The 13,298-nt window shown below is 71.6% G+C and carries 15 protein-coding genes; 7 read left to right on the top strand and 8 right to left on the bottom strand.

Going from position 1 to position 13,298, the window contains the following annotated elements; all coding sequences use genetic code 11:
* Nucleotides 1-6: 6 nt before the first annotated feature.
* Nucleotides 7-327 carry a nucleotide pyrophosphohydrolase gene (locus tag NYF13_RS05215; RefSeq protein WP_315654500.1) on the bottom strand — a complete coding sequence of 107 codons (321 nt, stop codon included), beginning with the start codon at nucleotides 325-327 and terminating at the stop codon, nucleotides 7-9.
* 135 nt (nucleotides 328-462) lie between these two features.
* Between NYF13_RS05215 and NYF13_RS05210 the strand changes: the two genes are divergently transcribed.
* Nucleotides 463-1,800, top strand: coding sequence for a DUF6880 family protein (locus NYF13_RS05210; RefSeq protein ID WP_396286582.1), 1,338 nt, complete (start codon nucleotides 463-465; stop codon nucleotides 1,798-1,800).
* A gap of 71 nt (nucleotides 1,801-1,871) precedes the next feature.
* The gene (locus tag NYF13_RS05205; protein ID WP_315654498.1) at nucleotides 1,872-3,404 is read left to right on the top strand and encodes a hypothetical protein; all 1,533 of its coding nucleotides are present in this window, start codon (nucleotides 1,872-1,874) and stop codon (nucleotides 3,402-3,404) included.
* Nucleotides 3,405-3,450: 46 nt separating this feature from the next.
* Here the strand turns inward: NYF13_RS05205 and NYF13_RS05200 are convergent, their stop codons facing one another.
* The 3 genes from NYF13_RS05200 to NYF13_RS05190 form a co-directional block, all read right to left on the bottom strand.
* Complete coding sequence (locus NYF13_RS05200; protein ID WP_315654496.1) at nucleotides 3,451-3,606, bottom strand: hypothetical protein; 156 nt, start codon at nucleotides 3,604-3,606, stop codon at nucleotides 3,451-3,453.
* Between the two features lie 162 nt (nucleotides 3,607-3,768).
* Nucleotides 3,769-4,701: a type I pantothenate kinase gene (coaA, locus tag NYF13_RS05195; RefSeq protein ID WP_315654495.1), complete on the bottom strand. Its 933-nt coding sequence runs from the start codon at nucleotides 4,699-4,701 to the stop codon at nucleotides 3,769-3,771.
* 134 nt (nucleotides 4,702-4,835) lie between these two features.
* A complete protein-coding gene (locus NYF13_RS05190) occupies nucleotides 4,836-5,468 on the bottom strand; it encodes a macro domain-containing protein (protein ID WP_315654494.1) in 633 nt (210 codons plus the stop codon).
* A gap of 97 nt (nucleotides 5,469-5,565) precedes the next feature.
* Between NYF13_RS05190 and pheA the strand changes: the two genes are divergently transcribed.
* From pheA to NYF13_RS05175, 3 genes are all read left to right on the top strand, one after another.
* Nucleotides 5,566-6,471, top strand: coding sequence for a prephenate dehydratase (gene pheA, locus NYF13_RS05185; protein WP_315654493.1), 906 nt, complete (start codon nucleotides 5,566-5,568; stop codon nucleotides 6,469-6,471).
* Nucleotides 6,468-7,085, top strand: a complete 618-nt coding sequence (locus NYF13_RS05180) for a histidine phosphatase family protein (RefSeq protein ID WP_315654492.1) — start codon at nucleotides 6,468-6,470, stop codon at nucleotides 7,083-7,085. Before pheA ends, NYF13_RS05180 begins: the two co-directional genes overlap by 4 nt.
* 301 nt (nucleotides 7,086-7,386) lie before the next feature.
* On the top strand, nucleotides 7,387-8,055 hold the full coding sequence (locus NYF13_RS05175) for a DUF4232 domain-containing protein (protein WP_315654490.1): 669 nt from the start codon (nucleotides 7,387-7,389) through the stop codon (nucleotides 8,053-8,055).
* Nucleotides 8,056-8,082: 27 nt separating this feature from the next.
* On the opposite strand, the gene NYF13_RS05170 is transcribed toward NYF13_RS05175, so the two are convergent.
* From NYF13_RS05170 to NYF13_RS05155, 4 genes are all read right to left on the bottom strand, one after another.
* A complete protein-coding gene (locus NYF13_RS05170) occupies nucleotides 8,083-8,541 on the bottom strand; it encodes a hypothetical protein (RefSeq protein WP_315654489.1) in 459 nt (152 codons plus the stop codon).
* A gap of 49 nt (nucleotides 8,542-8,590) precedes the next feature.
* Nucleotides 8,591-9,832, bottom strand: coding sequence for an MFS transporter (locus tag NYF13_RS05165; protein WP_315654487.1), 1,242 nt, complete (start codon nucleotides 9,830-9,832; stop codon nucleotides 8,591-8,593).
* A 159-nt stretch (nucleotides 9,833-9,991) separates the two neighbouring features.
* Entirely contained in the window at nucleotides 9,992-10,342 is a 351-nt protein-coding gene (locus NYF13_RS05160; RefSeq protein ID WP_315654486.1) for a metallopeptidase family protein, read from the bottom strand.
* A 3-nt stretch (nucleotides 10,343-10,345) separates the two neighbouring features.
* Entirely contained in the window at nucleotides 10,346-11,317 is a 972-nt protein-coding gene (locus NYF13_RS05155; protein ID WP_315654485.1) for a septum formation family protein, read from the bottom strand.
* Nucleotides 11,318-11,410: 93 nt separating this feature from the next.
* Here NYF13_RS05155 and NYF13_RS05150 point away from each other — a divergent pair, with 93 nt between their 5' ends.
* Complete coding sequence (locus NYF13_RS05150; RefSeq protein ID WP_396286576.1) at nucleotides 11,411-12,061, top strand: hypothetical protein; 651 nt, start codon at nucleotides 11,411-11,413, stop codon at nucleotides 12,059-12,061.
* Nucleotides 12,062-13,228 (top strand): glutathionylspermidine synthase family protein, encoded by a 1,167-nt coding sequence (locus NYF13_RS05145; RefSeq protein WP_315654484.1) that lies wholly within the window; start codon nucleotides 12,062-12,064, stop codon nucleotides 13,226-13,228.
* The last annotated feature ends 70 nt before the right edge of the window (nucleotides 13,229-13,298 follow it).

The following is a 13,298-nucleotide window of genomic DNA, read 5'->3' as shown; positions in this document are numbered from 1 at the left end:
CGCCGCTCACCGCTCCAGCGGCGGGAACCTCGTCTCGTTCCGGTCGATCTTCGCGTTGGCCGCGGCGAGCAGGTCGATGCCCAGCATGTCGGCCAGGCGGACCAGGTACAGGGTGACGTCGGCGATTTCGTCCTGCACGTCGAACTCCAGGGCCGGGTCGTCGCGCCAGGCCGCGGCCTCTTCGGGAGTCAGCCACTGGAACAAGGAGATCAGCTCGCCCACTTCGCCGGACAGCGCCATCACGAGGTTCTTCGGGGTGTGGAACGGTTCCCAGTCGCGGGCGGCGGCGAAGTCGCGTAAGCGCTGGATGAGCTCTTCGAGGTTCACCGGGACTGGGTACCACGGCGGGTGCGGGCCCGTTTCCGCAGGCCCGGGGCGGTCACCGGCGGTACGCGGTTACTCCGGAAAGAGCACGCGGTTGGCCCACACGCCCGATGGACGCCGTACGGCAGACTGGTCCGCGTGACTGCTCCCCCCGATCTGCGTCCCTACCTGCGTACATTGGACGCGGAGACGCTGGCGGAGCTGCTCTACGAACAGGCCCGGCGTGACCCTGAGTTACAGCACTCGCTCGAACTGCGCGCCGTCACTCAAACCGGTGACGTCACGGAGGCGCACCGGCTGCTCGACACCGCGGTGTCGAGCAGCAACGTGGAGTACACCGCGAAGGTCGGGGCCGTGCTGGACACGCTGCAACGGCTGCTCGAGGCGGGCAGCCGCGCGGACCTGGCCCCGCTGGCGCGCCGGACGGTGGACGACATCGGCGAGGTGCTGGAACGGTCCGGGGATCCGTCGGGGGACCTCGGCGACCGGCTGGAGCGCGCGGTCGAGCTGTACGCCCGGGCCTGCGCCGCGCGGCCACCGGACCCGGACCGGCTGGCCGACTGGATCCTGGAGACCGAGTTCGACGGTCGCGGGCGTCCGGCGATCGAGCTGGCCGAGTTCGCGAAAGCGCTGGGAGAGGCCGGGCTCGACCGGATCAAGTCCACTGTGGACGATATCGTGGCCGGTGGTGCCACCGGGTACCGGCGCGAGGTCGCGGAGCGGATGCTGGAGGAGCTGGCCGAGGTTCGCGGGGACGTGGACGGGCTCGTCGCCATCCTGTCCGCGAAGCCGCCGCGGGTGGACGTCAGCCTGAAGATCGTGCGGGTGCTTCGCGCGGCCGGACGGCACAGTGAGGCCATCGCGCACGCCGCACGCGCGCTCACCCCGCACAAGGCGCCCGCGCCGCCGGAGCCCGAGGACGAGACGGTTGCCTTGCGCCGCAAGGAGTTCAACGCTGAGCCCGGGCAGGTCACGTACATCGCGTTGCGGGAGGCCGCAGTCGAGGCCGGCGTCTGGTCCGTACAGCGTGTCGGCGCGTTGAAGCTGCTTCGCGAGTGCGCGGGCGAGAACGAGGAGGGCGCCGAGGAGCTGGCGCGGTCCCTGCTCGCCGAAGGACGGCCGGACGAGGCGTGGCGTGCCTGCGTGCGCTTCGGTGGCTCGCTGGACCTACGCGTCGAGCTGGCCGCGCTGCGCGAAGCCGAGCATCCGGCCGAGACGATTCCCGTCTACCGCACTCAGATCGAGCGGCTGATCGAGCAGAAGGACCCGCAGTCCTACCGCGAAGCGGCGAAGCACCTGAAGAAGCTGCGGACGCTGCACAAGCGCGCTGGGACGGCGGAGGAGTTCACCGGCTACCTGGCCGATCTGGTGACCGCGCACCGGCGCAAGACGCGCTTGATCGCCGAGGTGCGCGCAGCCCGGATCGCCCTGCCCAAACCGCGTAATCCACCCGGCGCGGATGCCTTGACCAGCTGAAACCACCGATCCGTGGCGGCGGCGAGCTCCCGCGGGTCCGTGCCCTCGCCTTCGATGCAACGATGGTCGGCATGAGTCCGGTGAGTCGCGCCCGCAAGAAGAACCCGCAGCCCGCAGCGCCCAGCGTGAACGGACTGTTCAAGGACGTCCTCCGGGACTTCTCCGGGCTGGCGGCCGAGCCCGGCCCGTTCGACGTCGAGCTGCTGGCCTCCGAGGTGCTCGGGCAGTGGTGGGACCTGGCGGTCGAGGGGGACGAGGAGCTGGGGCTGGAGCTGATCGCGTTCGCGCAGCGCAAGATCACGCCCGGGGCGGCGGCGCTGCTGGCCGCGCTGAAGGTCGTCGCGGAGACCGAGGAGGAGCGTGCGGCGGCGGCCGACGCGCTGGCCGTGGTGCTCAGCCGCGGCATCCCGGAGCCGGAGTGGGCGGCTTCGGCCGGCCGGGTGACGGTCGGCGAGTGCTGGCGCACCGGTGACGTCTACGGCGACGAGTCCTCGCTGCTCTGCGTGTTCTCCCGCGGCGACGCGACGCTGGGCCTGTTGGCGCTGCTGGACTTCACCGAGCGCGGACGCGTGCGCGACCTCGTGGTGATCGACGCACCGATCGAGGTGCTGGCCGAGATGCGCGCGCAGGCCGCAGAGGACGCGGAGCTGGTGGTGCTGGAGAAGGTCGAACCCGAGGACGCGCACCGCCTGCTCGTCGAGGGCATCGCCGAGACCGACGGGATGGAGGAGCCCGAGGTCGGCGCGGACTACGCGCGGTTCCACGCGATCGCACTGACCTGGTGCCGGGCGCTGCCTGAACCGTCGCAGTCCCCGGCGGTCCAGGAGTGGACGCCCGAGCAGCGCGAAGCGGCGGTGGAGGAGTTCGTCGCGGCCTCCGGGCAGCCGGAGCGGGAGATCGCGCGGCTGCTCGTGGACCACGGGTGCCGCACCGAGCCGGCCGACCCGCTGCGCGTCGGCCCGGAGAAGCTGGCGCGGTTCCTCGAAGCGCTGCTCGGCGGCGAGTACGAGCTGGAGGACGAGGACGCGCTGGCGCCGGTGGTGCTGGCGTGGGCCGCGTGGGCGGCCGCGCGTGACGGGCGGTCGGAGGTCGCGGTGGCCGCGCTGGTCGCGGACGTCACCGAGTACCTGGAGGAGTACCTCGCCGACGAGCCGGACGAGGACGAGCCGAACGACTACCTCGACGGCACCGAAGCCCCGGAGGAGGTGCTGGCCGTGGTCGAGCGCCGCCGCTTCGCGGTGCCTTCGCTGGACACGGTGATCGGCGACGAGGAGCTGACCGACCTCGACCCGGCCGACCCGGAGCAGCGGCGCCTGCTGGTGATCGGCGAGCACCCGGAGTACCACGAGTCCCTGGCGGACGACTCGTTCGACGGACAGCCGCGGCTGCACCTGGCGCTGAAGACGACCCTGGTGGACCAGCTGTGGGAGGACTCCCCGGAGGAGGTCTGGCCGGCGGCGCTGCGGCTGGCCGAGCGCGGGCTGTCCCGCGACGAGGTGCTGGGCGAGCTGGTCGCGGTGCTGGAGGGACAGCTGGAGGAGACCGGGGAGGACCGGCTGGACTACGACCTCGACGGCTACCGGGAAGCGTTGGAACAGGTCTGATCCGGGGCCCTGGCGGCGTCCGTGAAGTCTCCCCGGCCCGGGGCCCTCACGGACTCGTCGGACCCGGAACGGCCTCGGCGGCCTTGAAGCGGCGCTCGCGCAGGGCTTCGTCGAAGTCGACGACGAAGGTGCCCGCGGCCATGGCCACCAGCAGGGTCAAACCGAGCACGGCGCCGGCCCAGGTCATGATGATCGAGAACATCGTGGCCTCCTCCCCAGGTCAACTGAACTTCTGGTGAGTTCAGGGTCGCTTTCCCGTGCTGGACCCGGTATCGGCCAACCGGTTACGAAACCCGTCCCCGGATCGGCCGATCGGCCAGCCCAGGGTGACCCGCCCCCGGCCGTGTGGGTGAACCGCCGGAGGTCAGAGTTTGCGGAGCCGGACGCGGTTGATCGTGTGGTCCGCGTCCTTGCGCAGCACCAGGGTGGCGCGCGGGCGGGTCGGCTTGATGTTCTCCATCAGGTTCGGCTCGTTGATCGTGCTCCACAGGTGCCGGGCCTCTTCGCGGGCCTCGTCGTCGGGCAGTCCGGCGAAGTGGTGGAAGTGCGAGGCCGGGTCGGAGAACGCCGTGTGGCGCAGCTTCAGGAAGCGCTCCACGTACCAGTGCTCGATGTCGCCGGTGTGCGCGTCCACGTAGATGGAGAAGTCGAACAGGTCCGAGACCGTCAGCCGCGGACCGGGCTGAAGCACGTTGAGGCCCTCGATGATCAGGATGTCCGGCCGCTCCACCACCTGCTCCTGACCGGGCAGGATGTCGTAGGCGAGGTGCGAGTACACCGGCGCCGACACGTGCGGGGCCCCCGACTTCACCTCGGTCACGAACCGCAGCAGCGCGCGCCGGTCGTAGCTCTCCGGAAAGCCCTTGCGGTGCATGATCCCGCGCCGGGTGAGCTCGGCCCGCGAGTACAGGAAGCCGTCGGTGGTGACCAGGTCCACGCGCGGGTGGTCCGGCCAGCGGGCGAGCAGGGTGCGCAGCAGGCGGGCCGTGGTCGACTTGCCGACCGCCACGCTGCCCGCGATGCCGATCACGAACGGGACCTTCGTGCGGCGGCAGTCCTCGCCGAGGAACGTGGTGGTGGCTTCGTAGAGCTGCTGGCGGGCCTTCACTTGCAGGTTGATCAGGCGCGAAAGCGGCAGGTAGACCTCGGCGACCTCGGCCAGGTCGACCTGTTCGCCGAGCCCGCGCAGCCGCAGCAGCTCGTCGGCGGTCAGCGGTAGCGGGGTCGAGCTGCGCAGCTCACGCCACTGCTCCCGGTGCAACTCGACGTAGGGGCTGAGTTCACGGACCCGTGGCATCGCACACTCCTCGGCCGTCGCCTGCGCTGGCTCCGTCGTCAAATGCGGTTCTCCTGCGCCCCTAACGGTAGGGCCAACCGCACGTGAACGCCCTGTGATGTGATGCACCCGCCCTGGTCATCCCCGGTGGTTGATCACCGAGGGTGACGGCGGTGGCCGAACACTTCCTCCCACGCCGCCGCCACCTGGCGGGCGCACGCGGCCGGGGACACCCCGCCGAAGCCGGTGCCCAGACCCGGCATGGCGATGGTCGTGACCTGTTCGCGGACGGGCCCGGAATCGAGCCGGCCGTGCTGCCACTGCAGGAACACCGCCCGCGCCGCCAGGTAGGGGTGGACGGTGTCGGCGGGCAGCGTCTCACCCGGCTCGCGCATCGTCGGCGCGCTGATCAGCCAGGCCGGCTCGGCCTCGCCGGTCGGGACGATCACGGACTCGCCGATCGGCAGTTCTCCGCCGTAGGAAGCCAGAACCGCGCTGCGGACGCTCTGCTCCACGCCGGGGAACGCCCGCGCGTAGACCGCGTCGATCCCGCCGCGCATCCAGCCGTAGGAGTTCGCCGGGCTGACCACGGCCTGGGCCAGGACGTCGAGCACCGAGCCCCGGTGCACCCGGACCCGGCCGGCGGGTTCGGCGAGGGTGGACAGCGCCCGGGTCCACGCGGCGGCAAGCGGTTCATCGACGGCGCACAACACCAGTTCCGGCGTCCGCGGCGGGACCGGCAGGCCGGTGTCCTCGCGTCCGGTGTGCGTGCCCGATTCGGCGGTCACCCTTCCAGCATGGCAAAAAACGCCACCCGGCGTAACCGGGTGGCGTACCGGCTGTCCGAGTGAAAGTCGCCACGCGCGGGGTAAGTAGCCTGACGGGGTGTTGCGGATCGCGTACTTCGGCCCCCAGGGCACCTTCACGGAACAGGCCGCCCGGGCGCTCGCGCCCGGTGAAGACCTGACCCCCTACGAGACGGTCCGGCTCGCGCTCGCGGCCGTGCGCGAAGGCGCCGCCGACGCGGCGTGCGTGCCCATCGAGAACTCCGTCGAAGGCGTGGTCCCCACGACGCTCGACGGCCTCAGCGACGGCGACCCGCTGGTCGCGGTGGCCGAGAAGATCCTGCCCATCCACTTCAGCGTGCTGACCCGCCCGGGCGGCGGCGAGGTCAAGACCGTCGCCAGCCACCCGCACGCGCTCGCGCAGGTCCGCGAATGGATCGAGGCCAACCTGCCGGGCGCCAGGCCGGTGGCGTCCTCCTCCACCGCGGGGGCGGCCGTCGGCGTGGTCGACGGCGACTTCGACGCGGCCGTCTGCGCGCCCGTCGCTGCGGAGCACTACCCGTTGGCGGTGCTGGCCACGGGGGTCGCGGACGTCCGGGACGCGCAGACCCGGTTCCTCATGGTCCGCCGGCCCGGCGAGCTGCCCGCCCCGACCGGGGCGGACCGGACCTCGATCGTCGCGGCGGCGGTGAACCGCACCGGCACGCTGGCCGAACTGCTCGCGGAGCTGGCCGTGCGCCGGATCAACCTCACGCGCCTCGACGCGCGCCCGACGCGGAACAACTTCGGCGAGTACCGCTTCTTCATCGACTTCGAGGGCCATGTGGCCGAGCCGCGGATCGTCGACGCCATGGCCGCCCTGCGCCGGCGCTGCCACCTGCGGTTCCTCGGTTCGCACCCGCGCGCCGACCAGGTCGCGGCCAGCGTCGAGCCGGGCGCCGCCAACCAGGACTTCCTCGACGCGCGGGCCTGGGCCGAAGCCGTGGTGAAGGGGGAGGGCGCGTGAAGCTGCTGCTGATCCGCCACGGCCAGACCTCGGGCAACACCCGCGGCGCGCTCGACACGGCGTTGCCCGGTCCGCCGCTCACCGAGCTGGGACAAGAGCAGGCCCAAGCGCTCGTCGGACGGCTGGGCGGCGAACCGGTCGTGGCGGTGTACGCGTCGCAGGCCGTGCGCGCGCAGCAGACGGCCGCGCCGCTGGCCGAGGCGCTGGGCCTGGAAGTGCAGGTGATCGACGGGGTCAAGGAGGTTGCCGCCGGGGATCTCGAAGACCACACCGACCGCGAGTCGATCCAGACGTACATGCAGGTGGTCGGCCGCTGGACCCGCGGCGAGCTGGACGCCCGCATCCCGGGCGGCGAGTCGGGCACGGAGGTCCGCAGCCGCATGCTCCACGCGGTCGAGCAGTTGCGCGCGAAGCACGAATCCGCCGGTCAGGACGCCATCGTCGCGTTGTTCAGCCACGGCGGCGCGATCCGGCTGGGCGCGGAGTGGCTCGCCTCGAACGTGCCGCCTGAGCTCGCGAACAGCGCGCTCATCCCGAACACCGCCTTCGTCGAGCTGCTGGCCGAGCCGGACGGCGCCTGGCGCTGCCTGAGCTGGATCGACACCCCTTTGTGACGGCTGCGGCCCGTCACCGCCATCCACCAGACCCGCTCGGGTGAAAACGCAGCGGACCGGTCACCACGCGTCGGCCAGCCCCAGGGGGTGACCGGCCGTGTTCGCGCCGATCGCCGGCGCTTCGCTGAACGGGTGGACCGTGATCGCCTGTTGTAAATTCGCTGTGTGCCGCCACGTTCTACCCGGAAGTACGGTCCGGATCGCCTTCCGTCAAGTGACGAAATCGTGGTCTCGACGCAACCCGGCGTCGCGATCGCACGTCCACTGAACAGTGGTTACCCAGCACAGGGAGGCGAGTGAAATGGCCAGTTTCCAGAAACCGCGGATTTCCCTGGTTTTCCTTTCCGCAGCGGGCGCGTCCGCCGCGCTGCTGCTTTCCGCCTGCGGTGGCGGCGGCACGACCACCGCGTCCGGTGGCTCGTCCAGTCCGGCGCCCACCTCGAGCACCCCGCCCGCGACGACGGCCAGTTCGAGCCCGTCCACGCCGGCCAGTTCGCCCAGCGCGTCCGGCGGGGCCCCGGGCAATCCGGCCCCGGTTCAGGACAACGGCCTGTGCAAGGCCGACGACGTCACGCTTTCGCTGGGCCAGGGCGACGCCGGCGCCGGTTCCAGCTACCGGCCGCTGGACATCAAGAACACCAGCAGCAAGCCGTGCACCATCCAGGGCTTCCCCGGCGTCTCCTACGTCGGCGGCAACGACGGGCAGCAGATCGGCCCGGCGGCGGTCCGCGCCGGCGACAAGGGTGAGGCGATCCGGCTGAACCCGGGTCAGACCGCGGCGGCCGACCTCCAGTTCGTCAACGTGCGGAACTTCGACCCGGACACGTGCAAGCCGACCGCGGTCAAGGGCCTGCGGGTGTACCTGCCGCAGGAGACCGCGTCGAAGTTCCTGCCCGACCCGGGCACGGGCTGCTCCGCCGCGAAGCTGCCCGGCCAGCAGCTCAGCGTGAAGACGGTCCACCGGTCCTAGACCGGGGCAGCCGCTGGCGCAGGCGGCTCAGCCGCGGGCGCAGAGCTGTTGCACGGTGATGATGGCGGACTGCCCGGCCACGCTGTCGTACCGGCTGGCTTGCACCATCTGGTTCACCGTGCCGAGGCTCTGCGCCAGCGGTTGGTACCGGCCGTCGGAGTCGGCCGCCGCCTGCGCGAGCTCGTAGGCGGCGGTGACCCGGTGGCGCGAGTCGTCGGAGATGCGGGTGAAGGCGGCGGCGCTGTAACCGCCGGTCGTGTCGGGTAACCGGCCCGCCCGGTGCAGGCTCTGGCAGGCGGCCAGCGCGTCGTCGTTCGCCCCGCCGCGCTGGCCGGACAGGGTCCAGAGCAGACCCAGCACGCAGAGGCCGAGCACGAATCCGGCGACGGTGGCCAGCACCAGCGGCCGACGCTCGCGGGAGACGGCCTCGGGGTCTTCGGTCCGCCGGTCGTCGTCCGGCCGCGGCAGGGCGTCGAGTGTGGCCATGGTCAAACCTCCGCGCCGGACCGGATGATGTGCTATTTCAGCACCGAATTCACTGGTCGAGCGGCAGTACCGGACGCGATGAGGCCGTTTTGTCATCGATCGGGGACCGGCGCAGCGACACCGCGGCGTAGCCGGTGACGGCCAGCAGCCCGGCACCGGACGCGGCGAAGGTCCGTCCGGCCGAGCCCAGCAGCTCCGTGAGCAGGCCGCCGAGCAGGGCGCCGACCGGGATCACGCCCCAGACCACCGTCCGCCAGACCCCCAGGACCCGGCCCAGCAGCTCCCCCGGGACCAGGGTGTGGCGCGCGGTCGCGAGCACCACGTTCACCGCCACCACGGCCGCCGCGAACAGCCCGAACAGCCCGGCGGCGACCACCGGCTGGCGCGTCAGCCCCATTCCGCCGAAGCCGAGGGCGCAGCACAGCACCCCGCCGACCAGCACCGCGCGCCGGCTGGAGCGGCGGACCAGCTTCGGGGCGAGCGCGGCGCCGGCCAGCCCGCCGAGGCCGCCGACGAAGGCGAACAGCCCGAAGGTGGCGTCCGACAGCCGGAGGTCGTCCAACGCGTACAGCACGAGCTGCGCCTGGGCCAGCTCGCTGAGCAGGCTGAGCAGCCCGGCCACGGCGAGCAACCGCAGCATCAGCGGGCTGCGGCGCAGCCAACGGAGGCCGTCCGCGAGGTCGCTGCGGAAGCGCGTCGGCTCGGCCTGCTTCGGCCGGTAGGACCCACCGAGGCCGAGCAGCACGGCGGCGGCGATGGCGAAACCGGCCGAGTTGAGCAGGAACGGGAAGGTGGCGAAGAGCGCGAAGGCGGTGCTGCCGACCGGCCCGCCGAGGAAGGTCTGGCCGACGATTTCGCAGGCCTGAAGCTTGCTGTTGGCCCCCTCCAGATCGTCGCCGCCGACCACGGCGGGGATGAGCGCGTTCGCCGCGCTGTCGGCGACCGTCTCGGCCGTCCCGATCAGCAGGGCGGCGACGTAGACCAGCCAGATGCTGACCGCGCCGGAAGCGACCACCACCGCGACCGCGCCGCCGACCACCGCGCGGGCGGAGTTCGCGACCACCATCGCCCGCCGCCGGTCCACGCGGTCCACCAGCGCGCCCGCGACCACGGCGAACAGCAGCCAGGGCAGGAACTGCACGGCGGCCAGCCCGGCGATCAGCACCGGGTCGCGGGTCAGCGTGGTGGCGAGCAGGGGGAACGCGACCTTGCCGACGCCGTCGCCGAGGTTCGACATCGCGCTCGAGGACAGCAGCCACCTCAGCCGGTGGTCAGCGCGCGATCGGCCCACGGCGATACCTCACTGGAGTCAGGTCATCACTGCTGGTGAGAGTGTAGGTGGCGGACCGCCGGTTCGAGTCCGGATCGGCCGGATTGGGAACATACCCGTGTCCGAGTGCGTGCGGGCCCACGGAATCGGGAAAGCCCGTGTTTCACTCTCGCGGTTTCCTCAGCCCCAGCCCAGTTCGTGCAGCCGCTCGTCGTCGATGCCGAAGTGGTGGCCCAGCTCGTGCAGCACGGTGATCAGCACCTCTTCGACGACCTCGGCCTCCGTGTCGCACAGGCCCAGGATCGGCCGGCGGTAGATGGAGATGCGGTCCGGCAGGACGCCGCCGTAGTCGGAGGTGCGCTCGGTCAGCGCGATGCCGTGGTAGAGCCCGAGGATGTCCGGCGCCTCGTCGTTGTGCTCCTCGACCAGCACGACCACGTTGTCCATCGCCGCGGCGAACTGCGCGGGCACCTGGTCCAGGGCCTCCGCGACCAGGTCCTCGAACCGGGCCCGGGTCATCTCCACCGGCACCGGTCACCCGCCCCCGGTCGAGCTGGGGGGAGCCGAGGACGACGCGGGCGCCTTCGAGGTGTCCTTGACGCTGCCGGTCACCGCCTGGAACCCGCTCTTGTCGGGCAGGGTGGCCGCGACCTCGCAGTTGACCTTGGTGGAGCCGACGTCCCAGCTCTCCTGCTCCCGCCGGTCCCAGCCGAGGTTCAGCTTCTTCTGGCCGAGGTCCGCGCCGCCGGTGTAGGTCTTCGCGGCGTCGGCGCAGGCGGTGTCGAGCCAGGTGTCCTGGTCCTTGAGGCTCGGGTAGCCGTCCTTGAACTTCGTGGTCAGGTCCAGCGTCGCGATGATCTCGTACGAGTGCGGGCGGCTGCAGTCGGTCGGGTCGCCGATGCCCTTGCCGGCCAGCGCCAGGCAGGTGCCCGGGGCCCAGACCATCGACTGGTCCTGGTCCTTGGCCGCCCCCGTGGTCGGCTGCAGTCCGCCGCCGGGACCGCTCCACTGCAGTCCGCAGCGCAGCTGGCGGTCGCCCTCGTCCCACTGCTCCGCGGTCGGGCGCAGCAGGTTCGTGGTGAGCCGTCCGTACGGATCGAGCGCGTGGCCGAGGTACGGGCGGACGTCGCCGTTGCACTTGTCCTGCGCGATCTGCTGCCACTGGTCGAGGCTCGGGAACGGCGCCTCGGCGTTGAACTGCGCGCCGAGGTCGATCATGCTCGTCACCTCGAACAGGTGCGGCTGGGTGCAGGCCACCTTGTGCGCGTCCGAGGCGTCGGGCGCCGACCAGGTCAGGCAGTTGCCGGGCGGGGCGTGGAACGCCTCCTCGGCCGCGGCGTTGAGCTTGCCCTCACCACCCCCGGCCCCCCCGGCGAGCGAGTCGCTCCAGGAGAACGTGACACTGAGGGCGAGCGCGAGGATGGCGCCCAGGAACACCCCGGCCATGACCACGCGGGTGCTCAGGGTGTTCAGGGGCGGCCGGAACCGCGGGGCGTCGGGAGGCATCGACAACCATGATGCCCGCGCCGCACGAGCCGCGCGCGGGCTGGGTCGATACTCTGGACTTGGTTTCGCGGTGCGGGGGATTACGGAGCGCAGATGACGCAGGACGACAACGCAGGGCAGCAGCCGCCCGAAGGACCGGCCCAGGAGCCGGCGGGCGGTGGCACGACACAGCGCGGCTCGATGCGGTTCCAGGACGGGAGCACGCAGCCGCGTGAACCCTCGCTGGCCGAGCAGCGGGCCCGCCGACAGGCCATCGCGGACCAGGAGCGCGAGGAGCAGGAGGCGCAAGCCGCCGCGCGCGCCGCCGGGTCCAAGGCCGCGACCAAGCGCAAGATCCTGATCGGCAGCGGGGTCACCGTCGGGCTGGTCGGGCTGGTGGCCACCTTCTACGCGGTCGCCAAGCCGAGCGAGACCACCGCGGTCTGCACCGACGCCAGCGGGGTCGTGGTCCAGAACGACGACCTGTGCGACGAGAACTACGTCACCTCGCACGGCGGGCACTACAGCAACGGCTTCATGTTCATCCCGATCGTCGGCGGGGGCTTCTCCCAGTACCGCTACAACTACGGCGGCACCGGGGTGGTCGGGCAGCGCGTGTCCGGCGGCTCGTTCAGCGCGCCCTCGGGCAACACCAACGTCTCGACCAAGTCGGGCAAGACCGTGCAACGCGGCGGCTTCGGCATCAGCGGCAAGAGCGGCACGTCCGGCGGCACGGGCGACAGCGGCAAGAGCGGGGGCTCGTAGGTGCACCGGGACCGAAGTGAACCGCGCCGGGACTGGCAGCGGACGGTCGAGGACCAGGGCCTGGTCTACGGCAGCCCGGCGCGGGACGGGGCCGGCAAGGCCCGCCCGTACTGGGACGAGTCGGTGCACTACGTCTTCGACATGGACGAGGTCCTCTCCCTGGAGGCCGACGTCGAGCTGCTGCACTCCATGTGCCTGGAGGCCGTGGACAACGTCGTGACCACCGAGGGCTACCGGCGGTTCGGCATCCCGGAGTGGGTCTGGCCGCACATCGCCGAATCGTGGAAGCGCCAGGACCCGCACGTCTACGGCCGCTTCGACCTGCGTTACGACGGGAAGTCGCCGGCCAAGCTGCTGGAGTACAACGCGGACACCCCGACCACCCTGCTCGAGGCCTCGGTGCTGCAGTGGCACTGGAAGACCGACAAGTTCGAGGGCGACGACCAGTGGAACTCGATCCACGAGAAGCTGGTCGACCGGTGGCGCGAGATCGGGGACAAGCTGCCCTCCAAGGAGCTGCACTTCACCTGGTCCTCGGCCGATCCGAGCGGTGAGGACCACGTCACCACCGCGTACCTGCAGGAGACCGCGGCCGAGGCCGGGCTGGACACCGTGGGGCTGTCGATCGAGGAGATCGGCTGGGACCCGGTGCTCAAGCGCTTCGTGGACCTCGAAGAGGCGCAGATGTCCACCGTGGTGAAGCTCTACCCGTGGGAGTGGGTGGTCGACGAGGAGTTCGGCCGCTTCGCCGTGGAGACGATGCCGAAGACGCTGTGGGTCGAGCCGCTGTGGAAGATGCTGCTGTCGAACAAGACGCTGCTGGCGGTGCTGTGGGAGAACTACCCCGGGCACCCGAACCTGCTGCCCGCCTTCGCCGACGACCCCGGCCTGCTCACGGAGTACGTGCGCAAGCCGAAGCTGGGCCGTGAGGGCGCGAACGTGCAGATCGTCGCCACCGGGTACGAGACGCAGACCGACGGCGTCTACGGCGCCGAGGGCTACGTCTACCAGGCGTTCGACCCGCTGCCGGAGTTCGACGGCTACCGGCCCGCGCTGGGCGCGTGGATCGTCGGCGACGCCTCGGCCGGGCTGGGCATCCGCGAGACCAGCGGACTGGTGACCGACGACGGTGCGGCCTTCGTCCCGCACCGCATCCCCGAGACGTGAGGCAGCGCTGACCGCCCACCGGCCCGTCACCCGGCTTCGGTGCGCGATATGTCCGCCTTACGCCGATCGG

The organism is Amycolatopsis sp. PS_44_ISF1, from assembly GCF_032335455.1.
GTDB lineage: Bacteria > Actinomycetota > Actinomycetes > Mycobacteriales > Pseudonocardiaceae > Amycolatopsis.
Note: the sequence above shows the minus strand (reverse complement) of the source record. Positions and strands in the feature narration are given on the sequence as shown.